Below are 17,428 nucleotides of genomic sequence, written 5' to 3' on the forward strand. Positions count from 1 at the left end.
TCGGCCTCGGCTGCTATAATCAGAGGAACAACTCCCAAGTTCGTTAACGGTACAAAAAAACTATGAATACCAGTCCAGACCGTGTGATTATCTTCGATACCACCCTTCGAGATGGGGAACAGTCCCCGGGTGCCGCTTTAAATGTGGATGAGAAGCTAACCATAGCACGCGCACTGGCACGACTGGGAGTTGATGTCATTGAAGCAGGTTTTCCCCACGCTAGTCCGGGGGACTTTGATGCGGTGCAGAAAATTGCCAGCAGCGTCGGCGGCGAAGCTGATAGCCCGATTATTTGCGGATTAGCCCGGGCTACTCAAAAAGATATCAAATCAGCAGCCGATGCGCTCAGACCCGCCGCCAAGCCCAGAATTCACACTTTCCTAGCCACATCTGATATACACCTCCAATACAAACTTAAGAAGACTCGTCAGGAAGTTCTTGAGATTGTGCCGGAAATGGTGGCCTATGCCAAATCCTTTCTTAATGATGTGGAATTTTCCCCCGAAGATGCCGGCCGCAGCGATCCGGAATTCCTCTACCAAGTCCTCGAAAGAGCGATCGCCGCAGGAGCCACCACCGTTAATATTCCCGATACCGTCGGTTATACCACCCCTAGCGAATTTGGGGCTTTAATCCGGGGAATTAAGGAAAATGTCCCCAATATCGACCAAGCAATTATCTCCGTCCATGGTCACGACGATTTAGGGTTAGCGGTGGCTAATTTCCTCGAAGCAGTTAAAAATGGCGCTCGACAGTTGGAATGTACCATTAACGGTATCGGTGAGCGTGCCGGTAATGCTTCCCTAGAAGAATTGGTGATGGCTCTTCATGTGCGGCGCTCCTATTTTAATCCTTTCCTCGGTCGTCCCCCAGAGTCCACGGAACCTTTAACCAAGATCAACACCAAGGAAATCTATCGCACTTCTCGCCTAGTTTCTAATCTTACCGGCATGATCGTGCAACCGAATAAGGCGATCGTCGGTGCTAACGCTTTCGCGCACGAGTCGGGAATCCATCAGGACGGGGTGTTAAAACATAAACTCACCTATGAGATTATGGATGCAGAATCGATCGGTTTGACCCATAATCAGATCGTCCTCGGTAAACTCTCCGGCCGCAACGCTTTTCGCTCTCGTTTACAGGAATTGGGTTTTGAGCTTTCGGAAACGGAACTTAATAACGCTTTTATCCAGTTTAAAGAAATGGCCGATCGCAAAAAGGAAATCACCGATCGCGATCTAGAAGCTATTGTTAACGATGAAATCGATACGGTTCCCGATCACTTCCGTCTCGAATTAGTACAAGTGTCCTGTGGAAATAGTGCCCGGCCCACGGCCACGGTGACGATTCGCACTCCCGACGGTAGCGAGTTATCCGATGCGGCCATTGGTACAGGACCGGTAGATGCTCTCTGCAAAGCGATCGATCGAGTGGTGCAGATTCCGAACGAATTAATTTCTTTCTCGGTGCGGGAAGTTACCGAGGGAATCGATGCTTTAGGAGAAGTGACTATCCGTCTCCGTTACGAAGGACGCACCTATTCTGCTCGCGCAGCCGATACCGATATTATTGTTGCCTCCGCTCGTGCCTACGTCAGTGCCTTAAACCGTCTCCACGTCGCACTGCAGCAGAAGGAAAAAACCCCAGAAATGGTACAAGTCTAGATAGGGTTTGCTCAACAATTTGGTCGGTGGGGTTAGGAGTCAGTTATCAGTTATCAGTTCACTGAGAAAACTCCCCACACCCCACACCCCACGGTGCTATTGGAGAAAATCTTAAATTTGTCTCGCAAATTTCTAAAATGTTGCTAAGTTAATATTATGAGCTTGCGCTCTAACAATTTTAATACACTTGTATTGAAATTGGATTCGCGTAAAAGCAATGAGGGATGAAATTTGTCCGTAAGAATCCGATCAAATTAAATACAATAGCTAAAGACTAAAGGAATTAGCCAAGGCAAATAGGGATTATGTTCCTCTTGCCAGTGGGAACAGTTAACCCATCCCATAATTCCTTTGATACTTAGCTATCTGGTCAACACCGCAGACAAACCGGCGATCGGATTCCAGTCCTCCAGCCATTTACCCAATTTTTGCAGGAGCCAGATTATGAGTTGACCGAGCTAAAACAGCATTCCGTGTCGCTAAAATCGCATCGACACAAGGAAATTTAAGCAAAAATCTTCTCCCATTTGTTGTAATTAAAGCTACAATCGGAAAAGTCTTTGCCCCTCTCGGATTTGAGACACAAATTTGTTCAGTATCACCTAGATTGAGATTCGATCTTCTAGTTTTGCACAGAAGGAGCAAGAGGAAAACGGCATGATGCAGGCCCACGATGTACTAACCCTTACCGAGCCGCCATTGGATTTAGATTTGATTGACCTAGACGAAGACTTCGATGATGAGGATATCGAGTTAGAGCTAGAAGAAACCAGCGATAGCAACGATGGCAAAAAAACCCGCCGCCTTGCCAGCGCTCGTCGTCGCGACGCCGCTAGAAAAAAACCCTATACAGAAGATTCGATTCGGATTTATCTGCAAGAGATCGGCAGGATTCGGTTATTGAGAGCGGAGGAGGAGATCGAATTAGCGAGAAAAATCGCCGATCTCCTGAAATTAGAACGCATTCGCGAAGATTTTTGCCTCTATAGCGATGCTGAATGGGGAAAACAGGTTTTCCTGTTCGAGCGCATCGAAAAAATTATCGTTGAAAAATCGGAAAAAGAGCCGAAACTATCGGATATTAAGGCTTATTTAGGTAAGACGGAGCTAACGGCTCCCCTGCTGGAAGAATGGCTGGCCAAATCAAAGGAATACTTATCGGCCTTTAAGCGTCGTTTGTACCATGGTCGTCGCGCTAAGGAAAAAATGGTACAATCGAACCTGCGTTTAGTGGTTTCGATCGCCAAGAAATACATGAATCGCGGTCTTTCCTTCCAAGATTTAATTCAAGAAGGTTCCCTCGGTTTGATCCGTGCCGCCGAAAAATTCGACCACGAAAAGGGTTATAAATTCTCCACCTATGCCACTTGGTGGATTCGTCAAGCCATCACCCGTGCGATCGCCGATCAATCCCGCACCATTCGTCTTCCCGTCCACCTCTACGAAACCATCTCCCGGATCAAAAAAACCACCAAGATTCTTTCTCAGGAAATGCGTCGCAAACCCACCGAGGAAGAAATCGCCACCAAGATGGAGATGACCATCGAAAAACTGCGTTTTATTGCCAAATCTGCCCAATTACCGATTTCTCTAGAGACTCCTATCGGTAAAGAAGAAGATTCCCGTTTAGGAGACTTTATCGAAGCGGATGGGGAAACCCCAGAAGATGAAGTTTCTAAAAATTTATTACGCGAGGATTTAGAAAACGTCCTCGATACCCTTAGTCCTCGCGAACGCGATGTGCTGCGGCTGCGCTACGGTTTAGATGACGGCCGGATGAAAACACTCGAAGAAATCGGCCAGATTTTCAACGTCACTCGCGAGCGCATTCGTCAAATAGAAGCCAAGGCCCTGCGGAAACTGCGTCACCCTAACCGTAATAGTATCCTCAAAGAGTACATTCGTTAATTTCCCGTCCTTAAAAAACTAGAAACTGAGTCTCATTGAGGCTCAGTTTTATTGTTATCTACACTTTCCTCGATCGAATTTATTATGATATGAATTAACAATAATTATAGCAGTTATCTTAATGATGAGGTACAAAGTTTTCCTTTTGGGGAGTTGCTCATCGATACCAAATTAGGTTAGACTTTATCTTGATGAGAAACACTATAAATATCTCATTGATTAGAATCAAGAAATGTATGATAATGTCTGTAAATTTCTCGCCGAAAATTATAGTCGTGACTTCGCCCAATGGTTATTAGGAGAACCCATCTCTTTCACCCAATTGAGTCCCTCGGAACTGTCTCTAGAACCGATTCGGGCTGATGCCCTGATTTTGTTAGAATCAGATCAGATAATTCTTCATCTCGAATTCCAGACCGATCCTGACCCAAAAATGTCCTTTCGGATGTTAGATTATCGCACTAGAGTCTATCGTCGCTTCCCCAAAAAAACCATGCGACAAGTGGTAATTTACCTGAAAGAAACCTCATCACCTTTGGTGCGGGAAAACGCTTTTATCCTTCCCAATACCCGTCATGAATACGAAGTGCTTCGTCTTTGGGAAATTCCAGCCGAGAAAATGTTAGGATTATCAGGATTGTTACCCTTGGCCAATCTAGGAAAAACCCCTAATCGTCCCGAAATTCTACGACAAGTAGCCGCAAAAATTGATAATATCGAGGGTAGAACTGAAAAAAGCAATTTAGCCGCCGCTACAGCAATTCTGGCGGGGTTAGTATTAAGTAAGGAAATCATCGGAAGTTTATTAAGGGAAGAAATTATGCGCGAATCAGTTATTTATCAGGATATCCGGGAAAGTGGAAAAGCACAAGGAAGAGAGGAAGGAAGACGAGAAGAAGCGGTTTCTTTGATTCTACGGCTACTTAACCGTCGTTTAGGTGAAATATCCTCGACTTTAAGCCAACAAATCCGAGAACTATCTCTAGAACAATTAGAAACTTTAGGAGAAGCGCTGCTCGATTTTACTAGCTTGACAGATCTGACCGCTTGGTTATCGGAGATAGAAACTTAAATCCCCAGAAGATGTCTGCTCGTCCTGCGTTAAATTTTTAAATACCGGCTTTTTTCCCGTATTGATTTAACTATGGCTACCAGCGATATTCCCCATTCTACTCACTCATCCCCAAAACCCCTGCCAAAACTGGGACTTTTCACCATGTTTCGCTTAGGACTCTTTCAGATGGGACTAGGTATTATGTCCCTGCTGACTTTGGGGGTTCTCAATCGGATTATGATCGATGAGTTAAAAGCCCCGATGGGTTACGCTACCGCTAACCCATCCTACAAATGATTGCGCCTCTCTACTTAAATATCTCATTGATTAGAATCAAGAAATGTATGATAATGTCTGTAAATTTCTCGCCGAAAATTATAGTCGTGACTTCGCCCAATGGTTATTAGGAGAACCCATCTCTTTCACCCAATTGAGTCCCTCGGAACTGTCTCTAGAACCGATTCGGGCTGATGCCCTGATTTTGTTAGAATCAGATCAGATAATTCTTCATCTCGAATTCCAGACCGATCCTGACCCAAAAATGTCCTTTCGGATGTTAGATTATCGCACTAGAGTCTATCGTCGCTTCCCCAAAAAAACCATGCGACAAGTGGTAATTTACCTGAAAGAAACCTCATCACCTTTGGTGCAGGAAAACGCTTTTATCCTTCCCAATACCCGTCATGAATACGAAGTGCTTCGTCTTTGGGAAATTCCAGCCGAGAAAATGTTAGGATTATCAGGATTGTTACCCTTGTCCAATCTAGGAAAAACCCCTAATCGTCCCGAAATTCTACGACAAGTAGCCGCAAAAATTGATAATATCGAGGGTAGAACTGAAAAAAGCAATTTAGCCGCCGCTACAGCAATTCTGGCGGGGTTAGTATTAAGTAAGGAAATCATCGGAAGCTTATTAAGGGAAGAAACTATGCGCGAATCAGTTATTTATCAGGATATCCGGGAAAGTGGAAAAGCACAAGGCAGACGAGAAGAAGCGGTTTCTTTGATTCTACGGCTACTTAACCGTCGTTTAGGTGAAATATCCTCGACTTTAGGCCAACAAATCCAAGAACTATCTCTAGAACAATTAGAAACTTTAGGAGAAGCGCTTCTCGATTTTACCAGCTTGACAGATCTGACCGCTTGGTTATCGGAGATAGAAACTTAAATCCCCAGAAGATGTCTGCTCGTCCTGCGTTAAATTTTTAAATACTGGCTTTTTTCCCGTATTGATTTAACTATGGCTACCAGCGATATTCTCCATTCTACTCACTCATCCCCAAAACCCCTGCCAAAACTGGGACTTTTCACCATGTTTCGCTTAGGACTCTTTCAGATGGGACTAGGTATTATGTCCCTGCTGACTTTGGGGGTTCTCAATCGGATTATGATCGATGAGTTAAAAGTTTTACCCTTTCTCGCCGCTGCTGCGATCGCTATGCACCAGTTTGTTAGTCCAGCACGCATCTGGTTTGGACAAAGATCCGACGGTAAAACTATTTTTGGTCATCATCGCAGCGGTTATGTCTGGATTGGGGCGGCAGTTTTTACCGCTTTAGCTTTTATTGCTTTGCAGGTAGTCTGGCAATTGGGACTTAGTATTCAAACTTCGGGATGGAATACCATTTCCTACGCCTGGATTGCCCTCTTAGCCTTAATTTTCGCCCTCTACGGACTAGCTTTAAGCGCCAGTTCCACCCCTTTTGCTGCCCTCTTGGTGGATGTGTCCGATGAAGATAATCGATCGCAATTAGTTGCTATAGTTTGGTCAATGCTGATGGTGGGAATTGTCGTCGGGGCGATCGTTAGTTCTCGTTTGCTGGATACTCCCAATATCTGCGGTACAAATATTTTGACCTATGATCCGACTCAATCAGCCCCCATAGCCAATATTCCGCAACTACAGGCGACAATTAACCCCGTGTTCACGATTATGCCCGCTATCGTCTTCGGTCTCTGTATTTTAGCGACTTTTGGCGTAGAAAAAAAATATTCTCGTTTTAGTAGTCGGTCCACTCTTGTGCAAAGAGAGGATCAAATTACCTTTAAGGATGCGTTACAGGTTCTCACCGCTAGTCGGCAAACCGGTTTATTTTTCACCTTTCTGCTGATGATGACTTTGAGTTTATTTATGCAGGATGCAATTATGGAACCGTTTGGGGGCGAGGTTTTTGGGATGTGTATCGCCCAAACCACCCAATTAAACGCTTTTTGGGGAACCGGAACCCTTTTTGGTATTGCTGCCACGGGATTTATGCTCATTCCCCGCGTCGGTAAACAAAAAACCACTAAATATGGCTGTATTTTTGCAACAATTTGTTTTATTCTCTTGATTTTTGCTGGCTTTTCTGCTGACCAAAGTTTATTAAAATCAAGCTTGCTCTTTTTCGGTTTAGCTTCGGGAATGATTACTGCTGGGGCTACCAGTTTAATGTTAGATTTAACCGCTGCCGAAACCGCAGGAACTTTTATCGGCGCTTGGGGATTATCCCAAGCGATCGCCAGGGGATTGGCCACGGTTTTAGGCGGTACGATTTTAAATATCGGTAAAGTTATCTTTTCTAGTCCGGTTTTAGCCTATAGCTTAGTTTTCCTCGTGCAAGCATTGGGAATGATCCTGGCAGTTTGGTTATTAAGTCGCGTCGATGTCAAGGAATTTAAGGAAAATGCCCGAGCAGCGATCGCTACGGTCATAAAAGGAGAGATCGACTAGCAAAAGCAAGCAAAAGTGAGATAACAGGAGAATTAGCCCGATCGGGGGAAGTTGATTAGCAGCTTTTTTCCTATCCTAAAAGTAGAGAAGAAAACGAAAGAGGAGGCTAAAACGATGAAAAGGACTTTAATGATTGCCCTAGGTTCCCTAGCTTCCTTACTGCTGATTAACCCCGTCGGTGCGGAAAATCCCCGACAGGTGCAACAATTATTGAATACGGGGGAATGTCCGGGGTGTGATCTCCGGGGTGCCGATTTAAGAGGGGCGCATCTAATCGGTGCAGATTTGAGAAAAGCGAATTTACAGGGAGCTAATCTCGAGGAAGCTAACTTAGAAGGCGCAGATTTGACCGATGCTAACCTAGAAGGCGCAAATTTGACCGCAGCTTTTCTGACTAATGCCAGTTTAAATCAAGCTAATCTCAATGGAGTTAATTTCACCAGTGCCATGATCTATGATGCTGATGTGACGGGTGCGTCAATGGGGGGAATTAACTTGACAAATGCTCAGATTTATGGTACTGGCATCGCTGTGGGTGGTGAAAATCCTTAGATGTTCTTGTCCTCAAAATATAGTTAATTTTGTAACAGATGCAGGTGTTGCGTCTGTTTTTTTATACACTTTTACTAAATAGTTTGAGTTATAAAATAACCGGCATGACTCAACCCACACCGCGCTCTAGTGTCTTAATTGTCGATGATTTGCCCAATAATGTGCGGCTATTGTCGATTATGCTCACCGAGAAGGGATATCAGGTACGCAAAGCGATTAATGGACAGATGGCCCTGAATACAGTGCGATCGCTAATTCCCGATCTGATCCTCCTCGATATTAATATGCCCGATCTCAATGGTTATCAAGTTTGTGAACAGTTAAAAGCTGATGAAAAAACCAGAGAAATTCCCGTGATTTTTATCAGCGCTCTTGATGATGTCTTAGATAAAGTCAAAGCTTTTCAAGTGGGAGGTGTTGATTATATTTCTAAACCTTTTCAAGGGGAAGAAGTCATGGCCCGCATTGAAAATCAATTAACTATTTCTCGTCAAAAAAAACAACTCCAAAACGAAATTAAAGAACGTCAAAAAACTGAGGAAACTTTAGAAATTTATCTTCATGCTGTCTCTCACGATCTCCGCAATCCCGTGATCGGGATGTCAATGATCTTAAATAATTTAATTAAAAATTCTCAGGGAGAAACTAAAGAAGTATCCCGGAAGATTTTACAACAGATGGCCAACAGTTGCGATCGACAATTAACTTTAATTGATTCTCTTGTCGAAACCCGACAAAATGATCTTTGGGGAGTTTCCCTAGCACTAAAGCCTTTATCTCTCTACGAAATCGGTCAACAGATCGGTCAGGAATGGGAGTTAAGATTAAAGGAAAATCAAGCAACTTTAATTAATAACTTTTCCCCCGATTTACCCTTAGTTAATGCCGACGCTCACCATCTCTGGCGAGTTTTTGAGAATTTATTAGCCAATGCCCTTAAACACAATCCCCAGGGGATAATTATCACTTTATCCGCTAGACTAGAGGGTAATTATCTCTGGTGTAGCATTGCCGATAATGGGGTGGGAATTAGCGAAACCCAGAGAAAACAATTATTTGATCGCTATCAACGAGGCAATAATAATAATCAGATTAGTTTAGGACTAGGTTTATATCTATGTCGTCAAATTATCCATGCTCACGGGGGTGAAATTGGCATTATGAATAATGACGAAAAAGGTTCACAATTTTGGTTTACTTTGCCCTACTAAGCTGTTGACTAAGTAGGTAGATGTTAAAAACTTTCAGACACCCTCCTTATCAAGGGGGGATCCCCCCGCCTATCGGCACCCCCCTTATCAAGGGGGGCAGGGGGGATCTATCTTCAATAGAACTCTTGCAAATTAATTATATGTTATAATGATGGGTTAACTAATTTTCCCCAAAAAATTAGTTAATCAGTACATTCGTCCTGAATGAAAACTTGAAGTTTAACTTTTAACTCAAAACTCTTTAGAGCTGCTTTAATTTGGTTATCAAAACCTCTTTATTTAAGCGGCACAAACTATCTCAATTATAAAAATTGAGAATAAATTCTCCTTGACTTGATTAATCTTTAGGCAACTTTTAAGAAGCTGCTATACCTATCCCTAACTCACAGTTATAAATAGCCGCCAACAAGTTAACTCTTAAACTATATCTTCGACGACGATTCCGATATTTACAGGATAAGATTTTAAAGATTTTGAGTTTCCTATTTATATGTTCAATGATAATCCTTTCTTTGGCTAAAGCCTTGTTATACTCTTTTTCTAACTCTGTTAATTTTCTATTTTTCGATTTCTTTTTCGGTGTATAACTATTACTATGGTATGCAGCTATTCCCTGATAACCACTGTCTTCTATGCTGGTAGTTAAAGGATGAAAACGAACTCGACTTTTTTTAAATAAACTAAAATCATGACCTCTACCTTTCCCACAGAAGACACAGATAATTTCCTCTGTATTTTGATCAGCTACTAATTGGGATTTTAAAGTATGATAACCTCTTTTACCCGAAAAAAAATCTTTCTGTTTCTTTTGGGGGCGTTCAATGGGAGTTTCCGTTACATCCATTACCGTTATGACCGGTATCTCTGCTTGATTGAGTAAAGCTTTTTTTCCTTTTAAACGGAAGTTTCCCGATTGTAAAAGCATTTTTTCCGTCTTATTTACAATCCGACATATAGTTGATTCTGATAGTTCCCAGCTTGTACCAATGTGAAAATATGTTCTATATTCTCGCCAATATTCTAACGTTACTAAAACTTGTTCTTCTATAGATAGTTTAGGTTTCGGTCCCCTTTTAGATGGTGAATTAGAGTCGGCTTCAACACTTTTTACTGATTCTACCATCTTTCTATATGTTTGTTTGTACACACCGAAACGGCGTTTGAATTGTTCATCTGATAAGTTTTGATAATCCATAATTTTGCTAATAAACATAGCAAAATTATAGATGATTTCCTGACCTAAGATCACATTTTATTCTTTTTTCCACTTCAATCTAAGAATTGAGAAAAAAGCAAAACCTTATATTATACCATAAAAAAATTATGCAAGAGGTCTAATTTAATTATAACCAGCTACTTATCTACATTACCCGTTAAGACTGTCTATGAGCAGGAAGAGCCAGTTTAAACATTTGTTTTTTCCTGTTACCAGGGAAAGAAACGGCTAAGATCTATTTAGATCAACTATCTTCACTTGCCATGGCCGCTAATGCCGACTATTCTGCCCATTCTAGACTTAACTTGCAACAACCTTGGCATACCTATCCGGTGGAAACCACCCTATCTATCCTCGGTAGTTCGGCTGTTAATGGCCTCAATAGGGAGCAAATCGCCCAAAGAATTAAATATTATGGCAAAAATGAACTAAAAGAACGTCCAGGGCGCAGTAATTGGCAAATTCTCCTAGATCAGTTTACCAATATTATGCTCCTCCTCTTAATTGCCGTGGCCATAATTTCCGGGGGACTAGATTTACTGGCATTGCAGCGCGGTCATCTGGCTAAAATTGGTGTTCCCTTCAAAGATACGATCGCTATTTTAACAATTGTCATCCTCAATGGTATCCTCGGCTATCTGCAAGAAAGTCGTGCCGAAAAAGCTCTGGCCGCTTTAAAAAAACTCTCCTCTCCCCAAGTTAATGTTATCCGCGAGGGTCAACGCAGAGAAATAGATGCGGTTAATCTCGTCCCCGGGGACATCATGCTGATTGAAGCGGGAACCCAAATCAGCGCCGACGGCCAAATTATCGAAGCTTTTAACCTGCAAATTCGCGAATCGGCCTTGACAGGAGAGGCAAATAGTGTTAATAAATCCGCCTCCATTGACCCCTTAGACAGGGATACTCCCCTTGGCGATCGCTTAAATTTTGTCTTTACTGGAACAGAGGTACTGCAAGGCCGGGCTAAGGTCATCGTTACCAATACGGGGATGACCACGGAATTAGGCAAAATCGCTCAAATGTTAGCAACAGTCGGCAATGAACCCACTCCTCTCCAAAAAAGAATGACTCACTTGGGCAATGTCCTTGTTGCTGGTTCTCTCATTCTAGTGGCCCTGACTATTACCATCGGCCTGATCAATGCCGGTTGGTCGGCCCTAGAGGAATTAGTCGAAGTTTCCCTTAGTATGGCAGTAGCCGTCGTTCCCGAAGGATTACCCGCAGTTATCACCCTAACTCTCGCCCTAGGTACCCAACGCATGGTCAAACGTCAGGCCTTGATTCGTAAACTGCCGGCAGTAGAAACCCTTGGTTCCGTTAATGTGATCTGTTCCGACAAAACTGGGACGCTAACGGAAAATAAAATGATTGTACGCGAGATAGAGACGGTTAATCGCAGTTTTTCAGTTACTGGGGATGGATATAGTCCAAAAGGACAATTTTTAGACTCCGATCAACGGGCGATCGATCCCAAAACCGATCTAGAATTACATCATCTCTTAATTGCCAGTGTCCTCTGCAACGATGCCAGTTTAAACCTCGATAACGGTCAGGATAGCATTTTAGGCGACCCCACAGAAGGAGCCTTATTAGTTTTAGGGGCGAAAGCGGGCTTAAATTTATCCCTAACCAAGCAAGAGTTCCCTAGAATCGCTGAAATCCCCTTTTCTTCTCAAAGAAAGCGAATGTCGGTCATTTGTCAAGGAGTCAATCCCGTACTATTTACCAAAGGTTCCCCGGAATTAATTCTTGAACAATGTCTCTCCTATCAATCGGGATTAGAAAGTCTTCCTTTTGGGGATAGGGAAAAAGAACAAGTCTTAGTCGCTAACAATGCTATGGCTAACAGGGGTTTGCGAGTCTTAGGATTAGCCTACAAAAACCTGATTTATCCGCCAGAATCAACTGAAATCAGCGAAGATGCCCTAATTTGGTTAGGAATGGTCGGTATGATCGACGCAGCGCGACCGGAAGTACAAATCGCCGTGGCTAGGTGTCGAGAAGCGGGAATCCGTCCGATTATGATCACCGGTGATCATCAATTAACCGCTCTAGCGGTGGCTAAAAGTCTTGGTATTGCCCAAGCGGGAGCTTTAGTGATCTCAGGGCGAGAATTAGATAAATTATCACCAATTCAGCTAGAAAACCTCATTGACAAAACTAACATCTATGCCCGTGTCTCCCCCGAACATAAATTAACTATTGTCCGCGCCTTGCAAAAAAAGGGTAAATTTGTTGCTATGACCGGAGATGGGGTGAATGATGCTCCGGCCCTGAAACAAGCAGATATCGGCATTGCCATGGGAATCTCCGGCACCGATGTCACCAAAGAGGCTAGTGATATGATTCTCCTCGATGATAATTTTGCCACCATCGTCGCTGCCACGGAAGAAGGGCGAGTGGTTTATAACAATATTCGCAGTTTTATTAAATATATTCTCGGCAGTAATATCGGGGAAGTGATTACTATCGCCGCTTCGCCTCTTTTGGGTTTAGCTACTCCTCTCACTCCCCTACAAATTCTCTGGATGAATTTAGTTACTGATGGTTTACCCGCGTTAGCTTTGGCAGTGGAACCCGCTTCTCCTAATATTATGCGTCGCCCTCCTTTTAGTCCCCAAGAAAGTATTTTTGCTCGCGGTTTGGGCAGTTATATTGTGAGAATTGGGATTATTTTTTCGATTATTAATATCACTCAAATGTTAATCGCTGTGCGCTTGGATCCGCTTTTTGGTAATACCGGTTCATGGAAAACTATGGTTTTTACTACTCTCTGTTTAGCTCAGATGGGTCATGCCATTTCTGTGCGATCGAGCGATCATCTTACCATAGAAATGAATCCTTTGACTAATCCCTATCTCTGGGTAGCAGTAACCCTGACGACAATTTTTCAACTGATGTTAATCTATGTTCCTGCCCTGCGGGATTTTTTCGGCACTCAATTTTTAACTAAAGAAGAATTATTAATCTGTTTGGGGTTTAGTACCTTATTATTCGTTTGGGTGGAGTTAGAAAAATTATTTACCCGTTGGTATCATCGGCGATAATCAGGGAGCTTTTTTCAGTGTTCAGTAAACAGTGAATTGAAAACTCAAATCCCATAACTGATAAACCCCATCCACAGGGAAAACCCTTGTTTGGCTTTTTCGGCTAAGATTTTTGCATAAGTAGCTGGTTATAATTAAATTAAAAATCGATTTTAGGTTCGATCCCCCCTTAGTCCCCCCTTAATAAGGGGGGTGCCGATCCCCCCTGCCCCCCTTGATAAGGGGGGTGCCGATCCCCCCTTAGTCCCCCCTTAATAAGGGGGGTGCCGATCCCCCCTTAGTCCCCCCTTAATAAGCTGTCCTTTAGTCACATCTTTCTTAACATTTCAAACCTTTGTAGCACAAGGCTTTCAAGACTCGGTTAACAATTTGTAATATTCCTTGTTGACACCCTTACTGACAAAGAAAAAACTGAAATCAAGTCAGGATAAGGGTTGGAGTGCTTACTGCAAAAATTGTTAAGAAAGATCCGACTAATGGATAGCTTAATAAGGGGGGTATCTGATAATTTTTAACGCCTACCTACATAAGTAGTCATGCAAAATAAATTTCCTAGTGAAGACAGGCAAGAGGCAATAGGCAAGAGGCAAAAGCTTTATCGAAATGTGTAATTAATTTTGCTTAGGTACTTAGTAATAATTTTAAGGCTTAGTGCCTTGGCCGTAAAATTCCAGTTCTCTAGCTGATTGCGATTTGGCTTACTATTAAAAATTGTTTTGATCTAAGATTGAATCAGCAATATTTTATTGGGAGTATCAAACAATGGAACCAGTTTCTCTGATTATCGCCGCCTTGACTGCCGGTGCGGTTGCTGCGGCTAAAGATACGGCGGAAAAAGGCGTTAAAGATACATATCAAGGTTTGAAAACCTTGATTAAGCGTAAGTTTGCTAATGATGCTTTAGCACAGGCAATGGTAGAGGCAAAACCAGAGGATATCAAGAAAGCTGAAGGTTTGTTAAAAGATAAAATTGTCGAAGCCGGGGTTGATAAAGATAATGAAATCACTAAATTAGCCCAAGATTTACTAGACAAGCTCCAAGAACAACCCGGTGGACAACAAATTATCACCCAAAATATCAGTAATGTTAAATATGCTGCTACCTCTGGCACGGGTAATGCTAGTATTAGCGGCATCACCGAGCATGGCACATCTAAGGATGACTGAGACTGTATTTTAATTAATCAGGATGGTTGATATGTCAGAACCAAGCGAAATTCAACAAAATATTACAGAAGCTCAATATGCTGCTACCTCTGGGACTGGCAATGCAACCATCACGATTACCAATTACTATTATCGAGAAGAAGCAAGAATAGCCCCTGCTGATTCTGCCGATGTTGCCGATGATAATCTGCCCTGTCCCTATCGTGGCTTGTTTCATTTTGGGCCAGGAGATGCAGAATACTTTTTTGGGCGCAAAAGCTTTATTAAAACCCTATTTCAGGCAACCCAAACCCGTAATTTTATCCCCCTATTAGGTGCGTCGGGAAGTGGTAAATCCTCGGTAGTTTTTGCGGGATTAGTCCCTAAATTGCAACAAGAAGGTCACTGGCAGTTTACCCATTTTCGTCCCGGTTCTGACCCTTTTCATGCCCTAGCTTTGGCATTAGTTCCCCTTTATACAACTAATCTAAATGAGACAGAACGCCTCGCCCAAGCGCGTCAGTTAGCCAATTATTTGCGTGATGGCGACATTCCTCTAGCTGACGTTGTTGCCCAAATCCAACAGAATTATCCCAGTGAACGGGTGCTGGTAATTGCCGACCAATTTGAGGAACTTTATACCCTCTGTCCTGATGAAACAATCCGTCGTAATTTTCTCGATAAATTAACTACATTCCCCTTTGAAAGGGTAGGAATGGTGTTGGTATTAACTATGCGGGCGGATTTCTTGGGGAATGCTCTTTCCTATCGTCCCTTTGCCGATGTCTTACAAAATACTGACTTGAAATTGGGGCCGATGAACCGAGAAGAACTCACAGAAGTTATTGAAAAACCGGCGCAAAAATTGGGGGTGACATTGGAAGCGGGACTGGTGAAACGCATCCTCGATGATGTGGAGAGTGAGCCGGGGAATTTGCCATTACTAGAGTTTGCCTTAACGGAATTGTGGCAGCGGCGACAGGGCAAAGAATTAACCCATCTGGCATATACAGAAATTGGCGAAGTGCAGGGTGCTTTGGCCCGCCATGCCAATGAAGAATATGACAAGCTGAGTGAGGCGCAACGGAAAGAGGTGCGGCGCATTTTCATCCAATTGGTACGCCCAGGGGAAGGCACAGAAGATACGCGGCGGCTGGCGACAAAAGCGGAATTAGGGGCGGTAAATTGGGCGCTGGTGAAACAACTGGCGGATGCGCGTTTAGTTGTCACCAGTCGCAGTGAAGAGGCACAGGTGGAGACGGTGGAAGTGGTGCATGAAGCATTGATTCGCAATTGGGGGGAATTGCGGGGCTGGATGGATACAGACAGGGTTTTTCGCGCTTGGCAAGAGCGATTAAGGGCAGGAATGTATCAATGGCAACAGATAGAAAATGGAGACGTAACTGGATGGGATGAAAGCAGATTGTTGCGGGGTACAGCGTTGGCGGAGGCAGAAGAGAAGCTGAAACAACGTCCAGAGGATTTGAGCGAAGGGGAGCTATTTTATATCCAAGTAAGTGTAAAACTGCGAGACAAAGAACAAAGGCGGCGAGAACGTGTAAGACGACAGACTGTTTATGTTTATGTACTAGCAGGAGGTTCGATTTTGATTTTAGCTTTGGGTATATTGATTCAATGGCAGAACGCCGAAAAGCGAAAAGAAATAAATAACCTTGAACGACAACTAGAGTACGAGATAGAGTCCGCGAAAGAACAAGTAGAGTCCGCGAAAGAACAAGCGAGGACAAGCAAAATTCATGAGAGAGGGAGAATGTGTTACCAACTCCTAAGAGATAGGAATTGGAAACAAGGTTATGGAACGGTTGAGGAGTATGAAGAAAACAAAAGAAGGTTTGATTATTGTGAGTCGGAATGGGGTAAATAAAAGTAACACCGTGTGCGACTTTTTCAAAACTCTGATTTCACAAGTATTTCAAAGATACGGACTTGGCACGTTATTAGTGTCAGTTTCAGTCCTGACGGCAAGACTTTGGTGAGCGGTAGTCGGGACAACACTATCAAACTCTGGAATGTAAAAACAGGCCAAGAAATTCGCACCCTCAAGGGGCATGATAGCTATGTCTATAGCGTTAATTTTAGTCCCGACGGCAAGACTTTGGTGAGCGGTAGTTGGGACAACACTATCAAACTCTGGAATGTAGAAACAGGCAAAGAAATCCGCACCCTCAAGGGGCATAATAGCCGTGTCAGAAGCGTTAATTTTAGTCCCGACGGCAAGACTTTGGTGAGCGGTAGTGTTGACAAGACTATCAAACTCTGGAATGTAGAAACAGGCAAAGAAATCCGCACCCTCAAGGGGCATGATAGCTATGTCTATAGCGTTAATTTTAGTCCCGACGGCAAGACTTTGGTGAGCGGTAGTTGGGACAACACTAAGTAGTCATGCAAAATAAATTTCCTAGTGAAGACAGGCAAGAGGCAATAGGCAAGAGGCAAAAGCTTTATCGAAATGTGTAATTAATTTTGCTTAGGTACTTATCAAACTCTGGAAGGTAGAAACAGACTCGAATTTATTGAATTTAGATGCTTTAATGAGGCGTAGTTGCGATTGGGTGCGGGTTTATTTGCAGAATAATATTAATGTCAGGGAGGAAGATAGGCATTTGTGTGATGGGATTGGTACAAAGAATTATCGGACTAAGGAGATTTTGCCATGACTTCCACGAAAGAATAGAGCTAACCAGCTAGGGTAAAATTAGGGTTTCGGCTTATCCTCAACTCAGCTTAACTAGGAATAGGCCGATTTATCTTGTTAAGGCTATATTTTGAGCAACTTTTGTCAATTTAGCCACAAACATAAACATAAATCGTAGGTGCGTTAGCCAAAGCGTAACGCAGCAATTTATAGCGTTTCCTGTTCGCAAGAGGTACATTATCGATGTTGAAAAGTTTA

Annotated in this window: 11 protein-coding genes and 2 pseudogenes; 12 read left to right on the forward strand and 1 reads right to left on the reverse strand. The window is 43.1% G+C overall.

From position 1 onward, the window contains the following. Window positions 1-62: 62 nt before the first annotated feature. From ACQY1X_RS17300 to ACQY1X_RS17335, 8 genes and pseudogenes are all read left to right on the forward strand, one after another. A complete protein-coding gene (locus tag ACQY1X_RS17300; protein WP_430014938.1) occupies window positions 63-1,664 on the forward strand; it encodes a 2-isopropylmalate synthase in 1,602 nt (533 codons plus the stop codon). Between the two features lie 657 nt (window positions 1,665-2,321). Continuing rightward, window positions 2,322-3,572: an RNA polymerase sigma factor RpoD gene (gene rpoD, locus ACQY1X_RS17305; RefSeq protein WP_002755984.1), complete on the forward strand. Its 1,251-nt coding sequence runs from the start codon at window positions 2,322-2,324 to the stop codon at window positions 3,570-3,572. Window positions 3,573-3,804: 232 nt separating this feature from the next. After that, on the forward strand, window positions 3,805-4,644 hold the full coding sequence (locus ACQY1X_RS17310; protein WP_024970292.1) for an Rpn family recombination-promoting nuclease/putative transposase: 840 nt from the start codon (window positions 3,805-3,807) through the stop codon (window positions 4,642-4,644). 72 nt (window positions 4,645-4,716) lie between these two features. Further along, a pseudogene (locus ACQY1X_RS17315) lies at window positions 4,717-4,905 on the forward strand (MFS transporter); the annotation flags it as partial. Between the two features lie 61 nt (window positions 4,906-4,966). Continuing rightward, a complete protein-coding gene (locus tag ACQY1X_RS17320; protein WP_430013219.1) occupies window positions 4,967-5,794 on the forward strand; it encodes an Rpn family recombination-promoting nuclease/putative transposase in 828 nt (275 codons plus the stop codon). A 72-nt stretch (window positions 5,795-5,866) separates the two neighbouring features. Beyond that, window positions 5,867-7,339: a BCD family MFS transporter gene (locus ACQY1X_RS17325; RefSeq protein WP_430014939.1), complete on the forward strand. Its 1,473-nt coding sequence runs from the start codon at window positions 5,867-5,869 to the stop codon at window positions 7,337-7,339. A 114-nt stretch (window positions 7,340-7,453) separates the two neighbouring features. Continuing rightward, entirely contained in the window at window positions 7,454-7,891 is a 438-nt protein-coding gene (locus tag ACQY1X_RS17330; RefSeq protein ID WP_430014940.1) for a pentapeptide repeat-containing protein, read from the forward strand. Window positions 7,892-7,995: 104 nt separating this feature from the next. Further along, window positions 7,996-9,102 carry a hybrid sensor histidine kinase/response regulator gene (locus tag ACQY1X_RS17335; protein ID WP_430014941.1) on the forward strand — a complete coding sequence of 369 codons (1,107 nt, stop codon included), beginning with the start codon at window positions 7,996-7,998 and terminating at the stop codon, window positions 9,100-9,102. Window positions 9,103-9,457: 355 nt separating this feature from the next. On the opposite strand, the gene ACQY1X_RS17340 is transcribed toward ACQY1X_RS17335, so the two are convergent. Continuing rightward, window positions 9,458-10,315 carry an IS5-like element ISMae4 family transposase gene (locus tag ACQY1X_RS17340; protein ID WP_002732125.1) on the reverse strand — a complete coding sequence of 286 codons (858 nt, stop codon included), beginning with the start codon at window positions 10,313-10,315 and terminating at the stop codon, window positions 9,458-9,460. Window positions 10,316-10,581: 266 nt separating this feature from the next. On the opposite strand from ACQY1X_RS17340, the gene ACQY1X_RS17345 reads away from it, so the two are divergent. From ACQY1X_RS17345 to ACQY1X_RS17360, 4 genes and pseudogenes are all read left to right on the forward strand, one after another. After that, on the forward strand, window positions 10,582-13,368 hold the full coding sequence (locus ACQY1X_RS17345; RefSeq protein WP_430014942.1) for a cation-translocating P-type ATPase: 2,787 nt from the start codon (window positions 10,582-10,584) through the stop codon (window positions 13,366-13,368). 762 nt (window positions 13,369-14,130) lie between these two features. Next, a complete protein-coding gene (locus ACQY1X_RS17350) occupies window positions 14,131-14,535 on the forward strand; it encodes a hypothetical protein (protein WP_012266550.1) in 405 nt (134 codons plus the stop codon). A 31-nt stretch (window positions 14,536-14,566) separates the two neighbouring features. Beyond that, a complete protein-coding gene (locus ACQY1X_RS17355; RefSeq protein ID WP_430013223.1) occupies window positions 14,567-16,399 on the forward strand; it encodes an S-layer homology domain-containing protein in 1,833 nt (610 codons plus the stop codon). A 69-nt stretch (window positions 16,400-16,468) separates the two neighbouring features. Beyond that, window positions 16,469-17,192 (forward strand): annotated as a pseudogene (locus ACQY1X_RS17360) (WD40 repeat domain-containing protein); the annotation flags it as partial. Window positions 17,193-17,428 lie beyond the last annotated feature (236 nt).

The sequence above is a fragment of the Microcystis protocystis FBCC-A270 genome (assembly GCF_050500235.1).
GTDB classification, from domain to species: Bacteria; Cyanobacteriota; Cyanobacteriia; order Cyanobacteriales; family Microcystaceae; genus Microcystis; species Microcystis ichthyoblabe_A.